The organism is Natrialba aegyptia DSM 13077, assembly GCF_000337535.1.
GTDB classification, from domain to species: domain Archaea; phylum Halobacteriota; class Halobacteria; order Halobacteriales; family Natrialbaceae; genus Natrialba; species Natrialba aegyptia.
Genome location: NZ_AOIP01000015.1, coordinates 159241 through 178578 on the forward strand (window position 1 = coordinate 159241; position 19338 = coordinate 178578).

The 19338-nt window shown below is 65.2% G+C and carries 15 protein-coding genes; 5 read left to right on the forward strand and 10 right to left on the reverse strand.

Going from position 1 to position 19338, the window contains the following annotated elements; translation table 11 throughout:
- Positions 1-459: 459 nt before the first annotated feature.
- Complete coding sequence (locus C480_RS04835) at positions 460-1521, forward strand: glycosyltransferase family 4 protein (RefSeq protein ID WP_006664500.1); 1062 nt, start codon at positions 460-462, stop codon at positions 1519-1521.
- A gap of 51 nt (positions 1522-1572) precedes the next feature.
- The gene (locus tag C480_RS04840) at positions 1573-2046 is read left to right on the forward strand and encodes an HIT family protein (RefSeq protein ID WP_006664501.1); all 474 of its coding nucleotides are present in this window, start codon (positions 1573-1575) and stop codon (positions 2044-2046) included.
- 3 nt (positions 2047-2049) lie between these two features.
- Here the strand turns inward: C480_RS04840 and trpB are convergent, their stop codons facing one another.
- Positions 2050-3228, reverse strand: a complete 1179-nt coding sequence (trpB, locus tag C480_RS04845; RefSeq protein ID WP_006664502.1) for a tryptophan synthase subunit beta — start codon at positions 3226-3228, stop codon at positions 2050-2052.
- Positions 3229-3438: 210 nt separating this feature from the next.
- Here trpB and C480_RS24485 point away from each other — a divergent pair, with 210 nt between their 5' ends.
- Entirely contained in the window at positions 3439-3567 is a 129-nt protein-coding gene (locus C480_RS24485) for a hypothetical protein (RefSeq protein ID WP_006664503.1), read from the forward strand.
- A gap of 124 nt (positions 3568-3691) precedes the next feature.
- Here the strand turns inward: C480_RS24485 and C480_RS04855 are convergent, their stop codons facing one another.
- Positions 3692-4720: a YeiH family protein gene (locus C480_RS04855; protein WP_006664504.1), complete on the reverse strand. Its 1029-nt coding sequence runs from the start codon at positions 4718-4720 to the stop codon at positions 3692-3694.
- A gap of 3 nt (positions 4721-4723) precedes the next feature.
- Positions 4724-4864, reverse strand: coding sequence for a hypothetical protein (locus tag C480_RS23740; RefSeq protein ID WP_006664505.1), 141 nt, complete (start codon positions 4862-4864; stop codon positions 4724-4726).
- 89 nt (positions 4865-4953) lie between these two features.
- On the opposite strand from C480_RS23740, the gene C480_RS04860 reads away from it, so the two are divergent.
- The gene (locus tag C480_RS04860; protein ID WP_241433783.1) at positions 4954-5388 is read left to right on the forward strand and encodes a hypothetical protein; all 435 of its coding nucleotides are present in this window, start codon (positions 4954-4956) and stop codon (positions 5386-5388) included.
- 128 nt (positions 5389-5516) lie between these two features.
- Here C480_RS04860 and C480_RS04865 read toward each other — a convergent pair whose 3' ends face one another.
- From C480_RS04865 to C480_RS04885, 5 genes are all read right to left on the reverse strand, one after another.
- Positions 5517-7199, reverse strand: coding sequence for an NADH-quinone oxidoreductase subunit D (locus C480_RS04865; protein WP_006664507.1), 1683 nt, complete (start codon positions 7197-7199; stop codon positions 5517-5519).
- Positions 7200-7318: 119 nt separating this feature from the next.
- Complete coding sequence (locus C480_RS04870) at positions 7319-8080, reverse strand: prolipoprotein diacylglyceryl transferase (RefSeq protein WP_006664508.1); 762 nt, start codon at positions 8078-8080, stop codon at positions 7319-7321.
- A gap of 132 nt (positions 8081-8212) precedes the next feature.
- Positions 8213-10918, reverse strand: a complete 2706-nt coding sequence (gene folP, locus C480_RS04875) for a dihydropteroate synthase (RefSeq protein ID WP_006664509.1) — start codon at positions 10916-10918, stop codon at positions 8213-8215.
- A 70-nt stretch (positions 10919-10988) separates the two neighbouring features.
- Positions 10989-11822 (reverse strand): hypothetical protein, encoded by an 834-nt coding sequence (locus C480_RS04880; protein WP_006664510.1) that lies wholly within the window; start codon positions 11820-11822, stop codon positions 10989-10991.
- Between the two features lie 37 nt (positions 11823-11859).
- Positions 11860-12681: an ABC transporter ATP-binding protein gene (locus C480_RS04885; protein WP_006664511.1), complete on the reverse strand. Its 822-nt coding sequence runs from the start codon at positions 12679-12681 to the stop codon at positions 11860-11862.
- Between the two features lie 174 nt (positions 12682-12855).
- Here C480_RS04885 and C480_RS04890 point away from each other — a divergent pair, with 174 nt between their 5' ends.
- Positions 12856-14517, forward strand: a complete 1662-nt coding sequence (locus C480_RS04890) for a hypothetical protein (RefSeq protein ID WP_006664512.1) — start codon at positions 12856-12858, stop codon at positions 14515-14517.
- 18 nt (positions 14518-14535) lie between these two features.
- Here C480_RS04890 and C480_RS04895 read toward each other — a convergent pair whose 3' ends face one another.
- Both C480_RS04895 and carB read right to left on the reverse strand, forming a co-directional pair.
- A complete protein-coding gene (locus tag C480_RS04895) occupies positions 14536-15666 on the reverse strand; it encodes a WD40/YVTN/BNR-like repeat-containing protein (RefSeq protein ID WP_006664513.1) in 1131 nt (376 codons plus the stop codon).
- A gap of 238 nt (positions 15667-15904) precedes the next feature.
- The gene (gene carB, locus C480_RS04900; protein ID WP_006664514.1) at positions 15905-19072 is read right to left on the reverse strand and encodes a carbamoyl-phosphate synthase large subunit; all 3168 of its coding nucleotides are present in this window, start codon (positions 19070-19072) and stop codon (positions 15905-15907) included.
- Between the last annotated feature and the right edge of the window lie 266 nt (positions 19073-19338).

Here is a 19338-nt window from a genome sequence, read left to right on the forward strand (position 1 = left end):
ACGTCGAACGTGTGCTCTCAGACCACTGAGGCGGCCGACCGATTCTCGATCCGGTATCGATCAGTCAATCACGTTTTCGATCGGTTTCCCTGACAGTCGCCGCTCAGTGAAATTATATGAAAGAATACACTCGTTACTCTAGTGGAATAGGAAATTAATTCCGGTAATCTCTATCACTGGCTGTGGGATGTCCAGTTGTGAAACCCGCCGACCCCGATAGTACCGGCCCTACAACGGCTATGCGGTCGGGCGTGCAGTAACTTGCAGTGGCCACTATGGGAATCGTAATCGAATTGAAACCAGTCCGAGAAAGAACTCGTTCGAGATGCAAACCATCTCTCCGGAGAATTGATCCGTCTTCAAACACTTCAGCGGCATTCGGCCGGTGCTGCCCACGGAGTGGATTGGTCGAATACGAAAGAAGTGATTTTTTATCCTCTCGCTTCGTGGCCGTGGCATATGCGCGTCGCGTTCGTCTCCTCTGAAACGGTTTTCCACCACGACACCGAGACGAACCAGCGACTCCAGACCGTTCTCGAACTCCTTCGAGACGCCGGCCACGAGATCCACGTCTACTGTACCCAGTTTTGGGACGGCGAACACTCGACGTTCGAACGCGAGGATATCACCTATCACGGCGTCTCCGTCGGTCCCGACGCCCGAGCGTCGTTTCTCGTTCGACTGCCGTTCGTCCTCGCCGCTTCAAACCCCGACATCATCCATGCCAGTGCCGACCGACCAAAACAGGTTCTCGCCGCCAGTTTGGGCGCAACGCTCGCTCGAACCCCGGCTGTGGCCGACTGGTACGGCCACGGCGGTCTCCCGACGGACCGCTGGCGACAACTCGCCGCGCGTTCGGTCGACCGGAACTTCGTCCCGTCGGAACTGGTCGCAACCTGGGTCCGCAAACTCGGCGTCACCGAACGCGCCGTCGACACGTTTCCGAACCCGATCGATATCGACCGCATCCGCTCGGTCACGCCTGGCGAGCGCGCCGACGTACTCTACGCCCGTCGCCTCGACGACGGTGCGAACCTCGAGAGCCTCCTCCTCGCACTCGCCGAACACCGGACCCGCGACTGGCGCGCCACCGTCATCGGCGACGGTCCCGAACGAGCGGCCTACGAACAGCTCGCGCGTGACCTCCGGATCGACGACCGCGTCACTTTCGCCGGTACCCTGTCGCTCGACGACCGGATCGCCGCCTACCGCGGCGCTCACGTCTTCGCCCAGACCGCAGAACGCTGCGTCTTCCCCACCGAAATGCTCCGGGCATTGGCCGCGGGCTGCGTCGGCGTCGTCGAATACCACGCCAACTCGAGCGCCCACGAACTCGTCGAAGGCTGGGACCGCGGCTTTCGAACCACCAGCGAAGACGAACTCGGCGACACGATTCTCGACGCCGGTGAACTCGAGTTCCGCGACATCGACGACCACTTCGCGACGTACGACCGAGACGACGTTCGCGACCGGTATCTAACGACCTACCGAGCGTTACGGGAGTCGGCGGGTATTTTCTGAGCGCGAAGACGGGCAGACGGGTATATAATCGTCTGCCGAGAGGGCGTTCGTATGAGCGACGACGGGAGAATTGCAATCGACGGCATTGCGGAGCGAGAGTACGGCGAGCCACAACGCGAGACCCCCTGTGAGTTCTGTCACATCGTCGCCGGAGACGAATCAGCTGCCCGCCTCTATGCCGACGAGCAAACGGTCGCGTTCCTCGATCAACGGCCGGCCGTCAGGGGCCACACCCTGATCGTGCCCCGCGCACACGAGGGGGAACTGTTCGACCTCGACGCGGCGGAAACGGCTGCGGTGTTCGAGACAGTACAGACGATGACCGACGCACTCGACGCCGCGCTTGAGCCAGCCGGATTCAGCGTCTTCTACACGAGCGGGCCGCTGGTCGGAACCGTCGAGCACGCCCACGTCCATCTGGTTCCGCGGTTCGAAGACGATTCCGTGTCTCTGGCGCTGTCGCGCCGTCGCCTCGACGATTCGGATGCGAATGAACTCGTCTCGGCGATTCGAGAATACTGCTAGTCGTCAGAGTTCGAACTTTTCTGCGGCGGTCTCCATGTCCTTGTCGCCGCGACCCGAGAGATTGACCAGGATCGTTTCGTGTTCGCCGCGTTCGGCGAGTTCAATCGCGCGGGCGACGGCGTGACTGGACTCGAGTGCCGGGATGATCCCCTCGGTTTCGCTCAGTTCTCGAAACGCCGCAAGCGCCGCCTCGTCCGTAATGCCGGTGTACTCACAGCGGCCGACGGCGCGGAACATGGCGTGTTCGGGGCCGACGCCGGGATAATCCAAGCCGGCCGAGACCGAGTGTACCTCGACATCGTCGTCGAGGACGCGGGTCTTCATACCGTGGATAGTGTCGTCCGTCCCCTTCGCGAGCGGGGCCGCGTGCCGGCTCGAGTTCGTCCCCTCACCGCCGCCTTCGGCACCGTAGAAGTCGACCGGATCGTCGCGGAAGGCGTGGAAGAGTCCGATGGCGTTCGAGCCGCCGCCGACGCAGGCGACCGCGGCGTCGGGGAGGCCGCCGGTCCGCTCCCGGAACTGCTCGCGGGCTTCCGTACCGATGACGCTCTGGAAGTCCCGGACCATCCGCGGGAACGGGTCCGGACCGACGACGCTGCCCACGAGGTAGTGGGTGTTGTCGACGTTTTCGGCGAAGTCCTCCAGCGCGGCGTCGACGGCGTCCGCGAGCCCCTGCCCGCCGCGGGTCACCTCGTTGACCTCGGCTCCCAGCAGCCGCATCCGGAAGACGTTCATCGTCTGGCGCTCGACGTCCTTTTTCCCCATGTAGATTTCCGTCTCGAGGCCGAGCAACGCGCCGACCATCGCCGTCGCGGTGCCGTGCTGTCCGGCCCCGGTTTCGGCGATGAGTCGGTCCCGTCCGGCGCGCTTCGCGAGTAGTGCCTGCCCGAGACAGTTGTTGATCTTGTGTGCGCCGCCGTGGAGCAGATCCTCGCGCTTGAAGTAGAGTTCCGCGCCGTAGCGCTCGCTCAGGTTCTTCGCGTAGTAAAGCGGCGTCGGTCGCCCCGCGAACTCCTCGAGACAGTCGCGAAACGCCGTCTCGAACTCGTCGGTCGCCGCCACCTCGTCGTAGGCGTTTGCAAGTTGCTCGAGCGGCTCCTGTAGCGGCTCCGGGACGTACCGCCCACCGTATCCCTCGAACTCGCCCCCGCTCTCGTCTCCGTCGAACTCTCGTTCAGGCATATATCCGGCCTGTCGGGCCTCACCGGCAAGTAAGTTCCGCGCTCGGAGCGCCGCTGCCGCGGAATCGGCGCGTCGCCTGCTAGCTGGGTAGTATCCGGTCAGCCGTGGTATTTCCCGCGCACCCATTATGACGGAAGATACCGCCGCTCCGGCCTGGGAACCCGGGCGAATCGATTCCGTTCGACGCGATGTCCGACCCGAGGTGGCGATGTGGCCCGAAGGATTTCACGGCTGCTCGCTGGCGAGCGGTCGACGCCACCGGGACTGCCAAACTTCGACTCGACGACGGTGTTCATCCGGACGGTCGGGATCGATCGGCTCGGAAATCGAGAGCACTAGCGCCCGATCGTCGGACGGATCGCCCTTTCAGCGGTTCGCGAAAGAATAGGAAAGTATTCCCGCTACCTTCGACGGACGTTTGATTTCGACGCGGCGGTACGGCGACTCGAAGGCTGCGGACCGCTCACGCCGACGAGAACGCCAGTAGAAGCACCGCGAGCGACAGCGTGCTGGCGACGAGCAGCGCCAGCAGCACGACGAACGCAGGCGTCACGCCGGTCTGTCGCAACTCGTCCAGCCGGATTTCGGTCCCGAGGCCGACGAACGCGACCAGGAACAGCCAGTTGTAGGCATTCTCGAACGAGGCCCGCTGTGCCGCCGAAAACGCGCCGAGGCTCGAGAGCACGGCGAGCGCGAGGAAGCCGAGCACGAACTTCGGGAACTCGCTCCAGAGCGTTCGAACCGTCGAGTTCGCGACGCCGGCGGACGGAGCGCTACGACCGCCGTCCGTGCGATTCGCCTCTCGGGCGTAGTAACTGGCGTACGCGAGGACGACGACGCCGATCAGCGCGTTGCGCGCGAGCTTCGTTATCGTCGCCCACTGGCCGGCGACGTCCGAGTGGGCGAAGCCGACGGCGACGGCGGGCCCCGTCGAGAACATGCTGATTCCGGCCCAGATGCCGAACACTCGCCCCGACAGACCGAACAGTTCGCCGATCACCGGGTAGATCGCGATCGTCACGGCGTCGAACAGGAGCACCGTCGCCGCGGCGTAGGCGACCTGTTCCTCCCGGGCGCGGATCGCACCGGCGACGGCGACGACGGCCGAGACGCCGCAGATGCTGCTTCCCGCCGCGAGCAGCGAGCCGAGCCGATCGGTCAACCCGAAGACGAACCGCGAGAGGAGCTCGACGACGAGCAGCGTGGTTCCGACCACGGTGAGGATCGCGAGGAGGACGAGCCAGCCGGCGTCACGGACCGCACCGAGGGAAACGGACGCGCCCATGAGGACGATACCGGCGCCGAGCCAGAGTTTGTGCGTCGCGATGCCCGGCTCGAGACGGGCCGGAACGCCGACCGCGTTGGTCAGGACGAATCCGAGCGCGATGGCGAGGAGCAGGTGGTTGAACCCGATAACTGGAGCGAGCGCTCGGACGAAAAACGCACCGATACCGAGGACGGCGAGCCCCGGAAAGAGCCGGTGAACCGCCATCCGTCACCAGGGGATCTGCACTTCGAGTAGGCCGGTCGTGACGATGATCGTCGCGGCGACGACGACGCTCTGCCAGTCGCGTTCGAGTCCCGTCCAGCGGGACCGAACGACTGTGACACCAGACTCCCATCGATCGAGCGACATTCGTTCGGTTGCACCGGACCCGCGAACTTAACGCTTGTCGATTCGTCAGGGATATAGGACTATATTGCATCTTTCTGTGACGCGTGAACGTGCCGACGAGACGGCTCTCCGGTCGCTGGCACGTGCTCACTCGGTCTAGATCCGGTTCCCGCTCGTACGACGAACTCTTCCCGCCGAGGACGCCGAGAACAGTAAGGACGGCACGGACCTCCTCGATCGAGCCCGCGAGCTCCTGCGTCGAGCGAGCGACGCGGCCGACCGAACGGTTCAGAAATGGGGTCGACTCGCTAAACGAGGGGCCGTCCGAGGAACAGGACGGGCACAGGACGCAGACGGAACCAGGACCGAAACCCGATCGGATCGCCGAGGTGGCGAAAAAACTCGACGGGCTCGAGTCGGAGGCGGCGGGGACGGCAAGCGAGCACATCGCAGCAGATCGGGACTGCTGTCTGGAGTACCTGGACGGGATCGAAGAGGAGGACGGAGATGAAGGCGGGAACGGGAACGGAGATCGAGACAGGTGAGCAGAGAGCGGAGACGCGGGTAAAGACCGGGACGGGGTGAGCGGAGGGCGGAACGAGGACAGGAACAGAAACGGAGAACGGGGCGGGCGGCCGAATGCCGATCATCCATCACCCGACGCGTCAGACTGCTACCGGTCGACGCTTCCGAGCACGATATCCAGACTGCCGAGTGAGGCGATCAAATCCGGGACGTACTCCCCCTCGGACATCTCGGGAAGCGCGGACAGGTTGTGAAAGCACGGGCTCCGAATCTTGAACCGGGCCGGCTTGTTCGACCCGTCCGTTCGGAGGTAGATACCGAGTTCACCCTTCGCCGATTCGACCGCGCGGTACGTTTCGATGTCCGGATCCGGTTTCAGCGTTCGCGGGACGTTGCTCTGGACGGTCCGCTCGTCTTCCGGCCAGTCCTCGATCAGGTCGAGACACTGCTCGATGATCTTCGCCGACTCCTCGACCTCGCGCATGCGGACGAGCACCCGCGCGTGATTGTCGCACCCGTCCGCCGTGACCACGTCCCAGTCCAGGCGTTCGTAGTAGCCGTACGGATCGTCCCGCCGCAAATCGTAGTCGATGCCGGACGCGCGGGCGACCGGCCCCGTACAGCCGTAGGACTTCGCGACATCGGGCTCGAGAACTCCCGTGTTGACCGTCCGAATCTGGAAGATTTCGTTGCCGCTGATGAGCGCGTGATACTCGTCCATCTTCGCCGGCAACTCGTCGAGAAACGCCCGACACTTGTCGATGAACTCGTCGCGAGGCTCCGGCAAGTCCCAGGCGACGCCACCCAATCGGAAAAAGTAGAACATCATCCGCTGGCCGGTCAGATCCTCCAGGATGTCCTGGACGACCTCGCGGTCGCGGAACGCGTACTGGAAGATCGCCGTGAACTCGCCGTACACGTCGAGTGCAAAGGTGCCGAGCGCGAGGAAGTGTCCGAGCATCCGGCCGAACTCGGTCGCCATCGTGCGAAGGAGTTGCGCGTACGTCGGGACCTCGATATCGGCCACGTCCTCGATAACGCGGGCGACCGCCCACTCGTTCGGCAGGTTCGCCGTGTAATCCCACCGGTTCGAGTAGGGGATGATCTGGTAACGATAGGTCCCCTGTTCGCACATCTGCTCCTCACAGCGGTGGAGGTAGCCGACGTCCGGATCGACATCGACGACCGTTTCGCCGTCGAGGGTCGCCTTGAGGTGCAACACGCCGTGGGTCGCCGGATGGTGCGGCCCGATGTTCAGGACCATCGTATCCGTCTCGGTTCTGCGGTCGGGCTGGAGCGGATTCGCGTGTTCGGCGTATTTGACGACTTGCGGTTTGGTCTGGTCGTACTCTCGCGACAGCGGGTGGCCCTGCCAGGAGTCGGGGAGGAGGATTCGTCGCGGGTCTGGATGGCCCTCGTACTCGATGCCGACGAGATCGAATATTTCCCGTTCGTGCCAGTCAGCGGTCCGAAAGACCGGCTCGGCTGTTTGAGAGACGGGCGCGTCCGTCGGGAGTTGCACGACGAGCGTCACCTCGTGGGTCCGCCGGTCGTACTTCGTCACGTGTAAGAGCGACTCGTAGCGATCCTCGTACTCCTGGCCCGTGATACACGAGAGGTGATCGAACCCCGCCTCGTCCCGAAGGAGGGTCAATACCGCTTGCACGTCGTCGGGTCGGATGACGAACGCGGGCGCGTTCTCGTGGTCGTCCCGCCCGACGGTGTACCCAGCCAGCAGCGATTCGAGTTCGGACTCGTCGACGCCATCCTCGCGGCGGTGGTCGTACTCGGGATCGATCTCCGCGCGGGTGCGCTGTGATTGGTCGCTCATACTGGATCGGTCGCCGACGTGGCGACAGTTCCTCGGAGCTACAACCGACCGTGAAATGAGAATTTTCCCGTCTTTGGGTGACTGTCAGCGAGAGCGGACGGGAGAAATAGCGCCCGCCCTCAGGTATCGGCGTCGGCGTCGTCGGTGTCGGACTCCACTTCGTCGTCGGTCACGTCGGATGAGCCCTCACCATCGTCTTCGGCTGCCCCATCCTCGTCACCGGATTCCACCGCTGTATCCGACGCTTCTTCGTCGCCCGAACCCGAATCGCCGTCCGGCGTCCGCTCCGGTTCGGTGGCCTCGGTCTGGACGGGCTCGGCCTGTTCGGGGTCGGGACCAGTCGCCTCCGAGACCTCGTCTCTCGTCGCCGACTCGGAGACGTCGATCTCGAGGTGATCGTCGTCGTCGGTGTTCCGTCGCGGATCGTGCTCGTCGGAGTCGAGTTCGGGCTTCGAACCCGTCGGCGATGCCGCCTCCTCCTCGTCGTCGACGAACTCGATTCCGGACGACGCGTCCTCGTCTGCGGTCTCGTCACTGGGGGTCGACTCCTCGGCCGTCTCGGCGAACGACGCGAGTGCAGTCTGGGTGCTGCCATCCTCACGGCGCTTTCGTAGCCCGTAGCCCAGCAGGCCCAGGCCGGCAGCGCCGATCGGAAGCGAGCGGAGCCGCCCGCGAAGCAGCGATCGAAGCCCGGAGAGGGCCAGAATCGCACCGCCGACGACTGGCAGCGTTCCGGGGGCGGAAACGGAACTGGAAACGGAATCGGGAACGGAAACGGAAACCGAATCCGCGTTCGGCCCCGTCGGGAGCGCCGTACCGGAGCCGTACTCGTCGCGTTGCTCTTCACCGTCGCCGTGATCTGACGGATGCTCTCCTGTCATCGAAAGACACCGAGCACCGAGCGTAAGCGATCGGGCTCGTCGGTGCTATGCGCTCCTTACGGTTGAAAGTTAGACCGGCAACTGACTACCGAAGCCGATCCGGTCAATCGAAATCGGACCGCGACCGGCGACTCACCACTCGAACCGCTCCGGATCGCGCGTCGCAAGCGCCGTCCGCACCGCGGCGACGTTCTCCGGCACGTCGTGGACCCGGACGATGTCGGCCCCCCGATCCGCCGCCAGCGCACTCGCCGCGACCGTCGCCTCGCCCCGCTCGCCCGCATCCCGTCCGACGTGCGCAAACATCGACTTGTGAGAGTGGCCGACCAACACCGGACACCCGAGCGCGCTGAACTCGTCGATCCGGTCTAGCAGCTCGAAACTCTCGGCCGCGGACTTGCCGAAGCCGATACCCGGGTCGACGACGATGCGGTCGCGGTCGACGCCCGCCTTCTCCGCGAGCAACACGCGCTCTGCGAGCTGGTCGATCACGTCTTCGACGACGTCGTCGTAGGTCACCTCGCGGCCCGGCACGACCGGTGCGTCGATGCTGTGCATCACGATCAGCCCCGCATCGTGGTCGGCCGCGACGAACCGCATCTCCGGATCTTCGAGCCCCGACACGTCGTTGATGATGTCCGCGCCGGCCTCGAGCGCGGCGTCTGCCACCGCGGCCTTTCTGGTGTCGACCGAGAGTTCGACGTCGAGTTCGGCGAGCCGTTCGACGACGGGCACCACGCGATCGATCTCCTCGTCGGTCGGGACGGGATCGGCACCGGGACGCGTCGACTCGCCGCCGATGTCGATCACGTCCACGTCGGCCTCGACCATCGCCTCTGCGCGCTCGACGGCATCGGCCAGCGCGCTGAACTCGCCGCCGTCGTGGAAGCTATCGGGCGTGACGTTCAGGATGCCCATGACTGCGGTGCGGTCGTCGGTCCAGGGGCGGGTCACGGCGTTGTTTGCGTCCGCGTCCGTCTCCATATCTACAGCTACAGCTACAGCTCCATCTGCATCCGCGTCATCGCCGGGGACCGAGAGTTCGAGCGTGTCTACGAGTTCGCGAGCGACGGTGTCGAGTCCGTTTCCGTCCGCATCCGCCCCCGTCGACGCGAGCGTCTCGACGAGCCGTTCGAACTGCTCGAGCGTGCCCATCAGCACGGCATCGACGCGCTCGTCGTGCTGGCGGTCGGCTCCCGACAGGACGCATTCGCCGTCGAGGCGCACCAACTCCTCCCGGAGACGATTCGCCTGTCGAGCCTGTAGATTCGTCCTGACGACGCGATGGACGGCCTGCTCGTCGAACCGGTCGACATCGCCCGGAGCGACCTGCGCCGATTCGAGCGCGTTGCGGGCGTCCGCCCGGTCGCGGATACGCTTCGTCACACCGGTCGTCGTCCAGCGCGAACGCGCCTCCGCGACCGCGAACAGCGACCCAGCGACGAGCACGCAGTCGTCCGCACCCGCCCGCTCGAGCGCCATCGAAAGGCCATCTTGAACGCTCCGGGTCGTTTCGACGGCCGACGCCCCGGCGTCCTCGAACACCGTCGCAAGCACGTCGCGGTCCTCCGCCCGATCGAGACCCGGCTCCGTCGTGACCACCGACGCCGGCGTCGGCAACGCCGCGGCCATCTCGCGGTGATCCTTGTCGTGCATCGCCCCGAAGACGAGGTGCAACTCGCTGAACTCGTAGGTGTCGAGCGTCGCCGCGAGCTGCTCGCAGGCTCCGGGGTTGTGCGCGCCGTCGAGGACGACGAGCGGGTCGGTATCCATGACCTCGAACCGGCCCGGCCAGTGGGCGTTCCGAAGCCCGCGGGCGAGTTCAGCGTCGGAGATCTCGGTAACCTGCCGAGCGAGGGTTGCGGCGATACCGGCGTTTTCGGCCTGGTGGGGACCCAGAAGCGGAATTTGGGTTGAGACACCCCAGTCGTCGGCGTCGATCGAGATGGCGGCTTCGGTGTGGTTCGCACGGCCGTCGTAGGAGACGCGGATATCGGGAGCCGCCGAAGTGGAGTCAGCGTCTCCGTCCTCGGACGCTTTCGGTTCGGTCTCCGCTGGCGCGCCGTCGTCTGCGTCCTGCCCGTCGCTCTCGTTGTGTTCGTCTCTCTCATCGCTCGCGTCGCTTGCGTCGCTCCCGTCGCTCGAATCCTGATCGGCGCCGGTTCCCGTGGCCACACCCCTCGATCCGACTGTAACGACCTCGCCTGCAACGTCGCGAATCGCATCGAGCGTCGGTCCCGAAACGCCGGTGACCAGCGGCGTGTGCTCGTCCTCGGGGGCGACGTGGGCCTTGTCGCGCGCGATCTCGGCCTCGGTCTCGCCCAGGATACCGGTGTGTTCGAGCGTCACGCTCGTCACCGCGCTCGCGACGGGATCGACGACGCTCGTGGCATCGTAGCGCCCGCCGATACCGACTTCGAGCACGGCGACGTCGACGGCCTCGCGGTCGAACTGCCACAGCGCCATGGCCGTCATCGCCTCGAAGAACGTCGGCGATTCGCCGGCCGCAGCCCGCTCGGTTAGATAGTCGTGAATCGTCTCGACGTACGCACAAACCGCAGATCGGGGCATCTTCCGTCCGTCGACCTGCACGCGCTCGCGGAGGTCCTCGAGGTGTGGGGAGGTGTAGAGTCCGACCGAGAGCCCGGCCTCGCGGAGCGTCCGCTCGACCATTCGCGCCGTACTTCCCTTTCCGTTCGAGCCGGCGACCTGCACGAACGCGACCCCGTCGTGTGGGTCCTCGAGGTGGGCGAGCAGCTGTGCCGTCGACGCCGTCCCCGGCTTGGGTCGAAAGCGCCGCAAGCCAAAGAGAACGTCCGCCGCCTCGTGATACTCCATATCCGAACCACAGAGTCAGCCCGCTTTAGGGTGTCGGACTCGGGTTTCAGGTCGCCCCTCCTCACCCCCCTCACGCAGACTGATGATCGGCGAATCGGCCACCGTTCCAGCCGCGCAGCCGCGACCGGAGCCAGTTTTCGAACGCCGCACCGATGAGGAGACCGACTGCGTAGGGGCCGAACAACAGAATGTGGACGGGGCTGTCGGTCGCGGTGAACACCTCGATCGTCAGAAAGTACGGCACCAACAGCGCGAACAGGACGGTCGGCAACAACAGTCCCCGCGTCAACAACGCTGCGAGCGGAACGGCAGCCACGGCGGCCGCGGCGACGAAGACGAACGGCGCTGCCGCCCGCGGGTTGATTCCCGCTCGGAGCACGAGCCGCGTCGTCGCAACGCCGAGCAATCCGGCACCCACTGTAACCATCCCCAGCACTGCGGTGCGCGAGAGCGGTATCGACGGCAGATTTCGGAGCCGCCGATCGCCGAGTCCGTAGCCGCGTCGAACGCCGAACTCGACCAGTCCGGCGATCAGTAGCAAGGAGAGCCAGACATCCCACGAGTTCGCGTAGCTCCAGACGTGAGTCGGTCCCTCGACGACGACGTAGCCGCCCAGCTCGCTCCACTCGGGCATCGGCGTGGTGAGTTCGGCGAAGACGGTGCCGAGGAGGACGACGACGAAGCCGACCGCGGGCGTCAGCAAGCGGGTGTGTGCCGAGACGAACAGCGAGACGAACCCGAGCGCGAATCCGGTCGCCGCGAGGACGGCGAGTTCGGGCGGCGATTCGAGTGCCGGATAGTCCGCGCGGGCGAACAGCGCGAGAACGGCGACGACGTTGGCGGCCCCGCCCAGCGCGGCGAGTGCGAGCGTCGGCGGCGACGGACGGAGGGATGAACGCGTCATTCGTACCGGTGAGTGGTGGCGTCGACTGTCGGCCGGCTTACTCGAACGACGGCTCGACGCTCGCGCCAGCTTCGCGTCGTTCGTCTGACGATTCCTTCGTGACTTCGAGGAACGCATCCTCGAGACTGCGAGTCTCGCCTGTTTCGGCGCGGGATTTCAGCGTCTCGGGGTCGTCTTCGGCGACGAGTTCGCCGCCGTGGAGGACGCCGACGCGGTCGGCGAGGTCGTCGACGACGGAGAGGATGTGCGTCGAGAGGAAGATGGTCATCTGCTGGTCGGCCAGTTCGGCGATCGTCTCGCGCATCGTCCGAGCGGCGCGGGGGTCGAGACCGCTGGTCGGTTCGTCGAGGAAGGCGACGGCGGGTTCGTGGAGGACGGCCTGGATGACGCCGACCTTCTGGCGCATCCCCTTCGAGTAGTCCGAGATCCGTTTGTCGGCGTCGGCTGTGAGATCGAAGCGAGCGAGCAGGGACTCGATACGCTCCGTCGATTCCGCTTCGGGGAGGTCGCGCAAGCCGGCGGCGTACTCGAGTTGCTCGCGACCGGTGAGTTCGTCGTAGATCGGCGGCTCTTCGGGAAGGTAGCCGATGTGGGGCGTGACGGCCTCGCGGTCGGTGATCGGATGGCCGGCGACGCGTGCAGAGCCCGACGTCGGCTTCGTCAGCGTCGTCAGCATCCGCATCGTCGTTGTCTTGCCCGCGCCGTTCGGCCCGAGGAAGCCGTAGACCGTTCCGCGCGGGACCTCGAACGTCAGATCGGAGACGGCACTCGTCTCTCCGTAGTGTTTCGTAAGCCCGTCGGTGGCGATCGCGGGAGCCGTTTTCGGGGTCGGAGACGCTGTGTCGAACTCGGGGGCCATACGTCCCGTTTTCTCTCCAGAGAGTTAAATTCATGACATTCCGCGTTGACGGGCGGGAATGACAACGATTCAAATTGTTTATCACCGCCATCGTTGAAGTGACCGTATGGTCCGTGATCCGCCCGTTCTCGCGTCCTTCCACGTCCCGGTTCAGCTTCCGATAGGTGGTCCTCGATGAACTCGCGTGCAACCGTCATCGCTCGGACGGAAGTCCGTCGAACCGTTCGGACGGTCGTCGGCAACCGGACGAAACTGCTCATGATGGCGATCATGGTCGCCCTCATGCTGGGACCGATAACAGCCGCTGGGGCATTTTTACTTCCATCTCTCGGAGAGGAGGCAGCCACCGGTGTTATCGATCCAGAGACAGCGTCCATGCTCGTAGAGGTGCTCGCAGGAGGTACTGCACTCGTCTGGCTGTTCGCAGTGCTGATGGCATCAATAAGAACGGTAACGGCGGCCGCCGATGTCGATCAACCTGCTCTGTTGTTACTTTCGGCACCGCTTCGATCCACCGTTATCGGTATCGTAAGTGCGGAAATCATCCTCTTTGCGATTTGGCCGCTTCCGTCAGTGATTGTCCTCTCAATTGCGTTCGCAAATGGCACAGGATCAGTACTTCCTATCCTCGTTGGGCCGCTTCTCGTCATTTTGTTGCTCGTCACTGCGGTCCCCCTCGGTTTTGTCATCGGAATCTGGGTGCGACACCTACTCACAGTCTACGAACCCGTCGCTCGCTATCGAACGCCGGTGATCGCCGTCCTCGCACTCGCGTACTTCGGCTCAATCGCGACCGGCTGGTTCGATACGATCACCGCCGGGCTGTTCGACCTTCTCGGCGGTGGCCCACTCGGCTGGTTCGGCCACATCCTCGTTCTCGGTATCCCGAATGTCGACCCCTCGATGGGTGCGATCGTCGGCGCACTCGTCGGCTCGGCCGTCCTGGTTCCGCTGATGATCGGTGCCGGCGTCGTCTCCGCACGAGTTCACTGGTACGCCGATCCGGCGCGGGTTGAAGACGACACGGAGGCGACACCGGAGTCCGAGAGTCGCCTCGACGGAGTTTTAGAATACGGTCTCTCGAAACAGCTTCGAACGCTGACGCTGACGACGATCCGGCGGACGAAGCGCGCTCCGATTCGGCTCATGTACGCCGCCTATCCGCTGTTCGGGTCGCTCTTTTTCGCGCAGGAGATCATTCAGACGGGCACGGTGCCGTCGTACATCGCCGTCATGCTCTGTCTGTACGTCATCTGGGGAACCGGTGTGTTGTTCTCGCTGAACCCGCTCGGGGACCTCGGCCAGACGCTGCCGGCGGTGTTGTCCTCGCCGGTCAGTGGGACGACGATGATTCGCAGCCGGATGATCGCGAGTTCGCTCGTCGGCGTGCCACTCGGCGTGCTCGTGGCGCTGGCGGCGGGACTCGCGAGTCCGATCTCGCTCGAGTCGACCGCGGTTTTGCTCGCGGGGACGGTTCTTGGCGCGCTCGCCTCACCGGCGCTGGCCGTCGGCGTCGGGTCGGCGTTCCCGCGCTTCGGAAGCGTTGCGATCACCGGCAACCGCGAGGCCGTCATGCCGAGCAAGATGTCGTTCGTCGTTTATACCGCCGGAATTATCTTCCCGATCGGGGCCGCCGTCGTGCTCTATACCGACGCCGCGGCGCTGGTCGCTCAGATCGCAACGGCGATGGCCACGATGCTCCCGCAGGTCGAAGTCGGGCTGACGGCGAGTCAGGTCACGATGATGGCGTGGATAGTAGTCGCGATCGGCGTCGTCGCACCGCCGGTCGCGTATCGGTACGCGGTCGAGCGGTTCGACTGGTACGCGCTCGAGTGAGCCGGACGAAAGGGTCCGCTACGTCGGCGTGATCCACTCCCCTTCGACGTAGCGCTCGACCGTCAGCGGTTCCGCGTCGGGTACGTCCAGTGCGAGGGCTGTAGTGTCGACCGCCGTCGAATTCGTTTCGTTCCCGTCGCTGTCGGAGTCGTCGGAGTCACCGGAGTCGACGGCCCGCTCGAGGATCGTCCCGCCGTCGCCGACCGCGACGTCGTACGACGATCCCGTCGCGACGCCCTCCAGTTTGGACTCGAGTTCGGTTTCGTACTGTCGCCACTGGCCGGCGGATTGGCGTTCGTACAGCGCGCCGCCGTTGCCGGCCGCGAGGCCGTCGGCTCCGTCGCGGTCGATCGCGCGGACGGCCCGTCGGGCGTCGTCGACGACGTGGGGCGTCCAGCGGAAACCGTCGTAGCGGTAGACGATCCCGGAGCCGGCGGCGACGTTCACGTCTCGCTCTCCCTGGCTCGCGAGATCGAAGAACGCGCCGCCCGCGAAGTCGATACCGATCTGCTCCCACGTCTCCCCGCCGTCGACCGTCTCCGCGACGAACTGGCTCGTGCTGCAGACGTGCCCCGCGTCCTGGGAATGACAGTCGATAGCTGGGATCGTCGAACCGCCGCCGGGTTTGATTACCTCCGCGTACTCGATCGCGCCGCTGTCTTGGCGGATGCCGACGAGCAACTCGCCGGACCCGTTGACGAAGTAGAGGCGCTCGTTCTCGCCGGCCCTTCCCCGTACGGTGCAGTCTTCCCACGTGCTCGTCTTCCCGTTCGGCGCGGAGTAATTCGTCAGGGTCTGCGTCTCGACGTCGTACTCGCCGATGACGCCGCTTCCGCCGACGAACCAGACCGCCCGCCCGTCGTCGGTGGCGTCGACGCCGGTTAGACGACGGCTCCGGGCCTGCGGGCCGTACGCGACGACCGTCTGCCAGCCGTCTTCCCGCCGGGCGAGGACGTTACCGTCGGCACCGACCGCGAACGGCCCCGCGGCGGTATCGACGGCGTCGTTGAGCGCCTTTCCGGTCGGCGACTCAGCCTGTTGCCACTCGGTCTCGTTCGTTTGGGCGGCCGCCGATCCGAGCGCGAGAACGCCGGTTGCTACCGATGCGGTCGCGAACTGAAGGACGTCGCGTCTGGTCTGTTCGGACATGGGTCGCGACCCGGGGTAGCGGCTGAACGGGGAAAAGAATGTGAGATGGTATACATTTCTACACCGAATGCCGCAAGCCGTTCGCGCCGAGGAACAAAATCAGTTCGCCGCCGGATGCTACAGCTACGTCGGTGTCGACGAAGCTAACGCCGTAATTGGATTCGCTCTGAAGGATCGGATCATCGCTGGCGATGGCGTCGCACGGACCGACGGTGGGACCACAACGAGGGGCGACGACTTACTCCGACACGCCCCACCGGGCCGTTCTCTTCGGACGGTCGGTCACGGACGCAACCTCGAGTTCACCCGCGAAGCTCTCCAGTCCTCCGACGTAGGCCTCGGCGCTCGCTTCCGTCGAGAGGTACGGCACTTCCTCCTCGACGGCCATCTCGAGGGTGTCGCGGTCGCGGCTGACGACGAAGTCGACCTCGCCCTCGCGGATCGCCTGGGGCACGTCGTCGAAGTCGGCCACGTCGAAGTGGTTTTCGAAGCCCGCAACGTCGAGGTCGACGACGGCGGTACCCTCGTTGACGTCGTTGTGGGCCGCCTGTTGGGCTTTCCAGTAGGCCGTGCCGAACTCGCTTGCGGTGCCCATGACCTCGCCGGTCGATTTCATCTCCGGGCCGAGACGCGGGTCCGAGCCCGGCAGGCGGTCGAACGGCAGAACGACTTCCTTGATCGAGGTGTGTTCGGGCACCTGTTCCGTCGCGTCGAGGCTCGAGAGCGTCTCGCCGGCCATGACCTTCGCGGCGAGTTTGGCGATCGGGACGCCGGTCGCCTTGGAGACGAACGGGACGGTCCGCGAGGAGCGCGGGTTCGCTTCCAGGACGTACACTTCACCGTCGCGGACGGCGAGCTGGACGTTCAACAGGCCGCGCGTCTGCAGCGCCTCGGCGATGTCTTCCGTGACCTCGCGGACGCGGGCGAGGGTGTCGTCGTCGAGCGAGCGCGGCGGGATCATACAGGCCGAGTCACCGGAGTGGACGCCGGCGCTCTCGACGTGTTCCATGATGCCACCGATCAGCACCGAGCGGCCGTCCGAGACCGCGTCCACGTCGAGTTCGATCGCGTCTTCGAGGAAGTCGTCGATCAGGATCGGTTTCTCGGGGCTGACGCGGACGGCCTCCTCGATGTAGGTTTCGAGTTCGGCGTCGTCGTAGACGACGTCCATCGCCCGGCCGCCGAGCACGTAGGAGGGGCGCACGAGGACGGGGTAGCCGATGTCGTGGGCCAGATCGAGCGCTTCGTCCTTCGAGAAGGCGGTGCCGCCCTCGGGCTGGGCGATCTCGAGTTCGTCCATCAGGGCGTTAAAGCGGTCGCGGTCCTCCGCTAAGTCCATGGCCTCGACGGAAGTGCCCATGACCTCGCAGTCCAGTCCGCGGCGGGCGAGTTCGTCCTCGAGCGGTTCGCCGATGTTGACGGAGGTCTGGCCGCCGAACTGGACCATCACGCCGTCGGCACCGGTCGCCTCGGCGACGTCCGCGACCTCCTCGGCCGTGATCGGTTCGAAGAACAGCCCGTCGGAGGTGTCGTAGTCGGTCGAGACGGTTTCTGGATTGTTGTTCACCACGTGCGCGTCGATTCCCAACTCTCTGAGCGCGCGGACCGCGTGGACCGAACAGTAGTCGAACTCGACGCCCTGGCCGATGCGGATCGGGCCGCCGCCGACGACGATCACGCTCTCGACGTCGGGGTCGACCTCGAGTTCACCCGCGGCGGCCATCCCTTCGTACGGTCCGGTTTCGAACTCGTTCTTGCGCGCGGAGTAGTAGTAGGGGGTTTCGGCTTCGAACTCGCCGGCGCAGGTGTCGACCTGTTTGTACGTGCGGCCGGGGACTTCTTGCTCGACGGTTCCAACGTCGGATCCGGCGGTGGCGGCGATCGACGCGTTGGTGTGGCCGGCGATGGCGGCCTCGGTGAAGTCTCCCTCCTGCGCGGCGAGCGTCGAGTCGGCGATGTTCTTGTAGCGCTCGGTGTACCACTCGAAGATGCCGGTCAGATCGACGACCTCGTCGAGGGTGTAACCGCGTTCGAAGGCCTCGAACATGGCGTACGGACGGTCGGGGGACGGCCGTTCGAGGTAGTGCGCCTCGAGTTCGTCGTCGCTGACCTCGGCCCAGTCGACGTCGGGCTCGTATTCCGTGGAGCGAAGCGCCTTCAACAGACTCTCCTCGAAGGAGCGGCCGATGGCCATCGCCTCGCCGGTCGATTTCATCGCCGTCGTCAGCTCGAAGTCGACGTCGTCGAACTTGTCCTTGGGCCACCTCGGAACTTTCGTAACCACGTAGTCGATCGCGGGCTCGAAGGCGGCGGTCGTCTCGCCCGTGATCTCGTTTTCGATCTCGTGGAGGCGCTTGCCCAGAGCGACCTTCGCGGTCACGCGGGCGATCGGGTACCCCGTCGCCTTCGAGGCCAGCGCGGAGGAGCGGGAGACGCGCGGGTTCACTTCGACGACGCGGTACTCGCCGCCGGGCGTGCCGTCGTCGTGCCAGGCGAACTGGATGTTACAGCCGCCCTGAATGCCGAGTTCGCGGATCACGTCGAGCGCCGCGGTGCGCATCTCCTGGTGGCCCTCGTCGGGGACGATCTGGGAGGGCGTGACGACCGTCGACTCCCCGGTGTGGATGCCCATCGGGTCGATGTTCTCCATGTTGCAGATGATGATACAGGAGTCGTCGGCGTCGCGCATGACCTCGTACTCGTACTCGACCCAGCCGGCGATGGACTCGGTGATCAGGACCTCGCTGTTCCGGGAGAGGCGCAGTCCCTTGCGGACGCGCTGGAGGAGTTCGTCCATCTCCGCGACGACGCCCGATCCGGAGCCGCCGAGCGTGTACGTGGTGCGAGCGATGACCGGGAGCCCGCCGACCTCGTCGACGGCGGCCTGCACGCGCTCTTTCAGATCCTCCTCAGTCATCTCCGATACCTCCTCGCCCTCGTCGAGCGAGATGGTCGTCGAGGCGGGCACCGGCTGGCCGATCTTCTCCATGCGCTGGCGGAAAAGGTCGCGGTCTTCCGTCGCGTAGATCGTCTCCAGGGGCGTGCCCATGATGTCCACGTCGAACTCTTCGAGGACGCCCTCTTCGGCGAGTTCGGCGGTGACGTTCAGTCCGGTCTGGCCACCCAGGCCGGCGATGACGCCGTCGGGGTTTTCCTTCCGGATGATCTCGGCGATGGCGTCGGTCGTGATCGGCTCGATGTACACCTCGTCCGCCATCTCCGGGTCCGTCATGATCGTCGCCGGATTCGAGTTCACCAGGACGACGCGGGCACCTTCCTCCTGAAGCGCCCGGCAGGCCTGGGCTCCCGAATAGTCGAACTCGGCGGCCTGCCCGATCTGGATCGGGCCGCTCCCGATGAGGAGGATCGTGCGTCCGTCCCCTGCTGTATCGTTGTCCGTACTCATTGGTCTTGTCCGTTCGAAGTTCGCACATCGTAATAAGCCCCACGATACAGTACGATTCTCGAAATCAGTTTTCGAATTTCGTACCGGTGCGAACGCGAACGAATTCCCCACCGCTCGAGCCGTTTACCCGACCACCCGCTCGCATCGCAAGGTAACACGCCCGTTAGTCGGTGATACTGATGTCCAAGAATCGATATATAGGTTCGAGTTCGTACCTGGTAACGTAATGCAATCAGTAACCGGTATCGACGCGACTCGTGCGAATC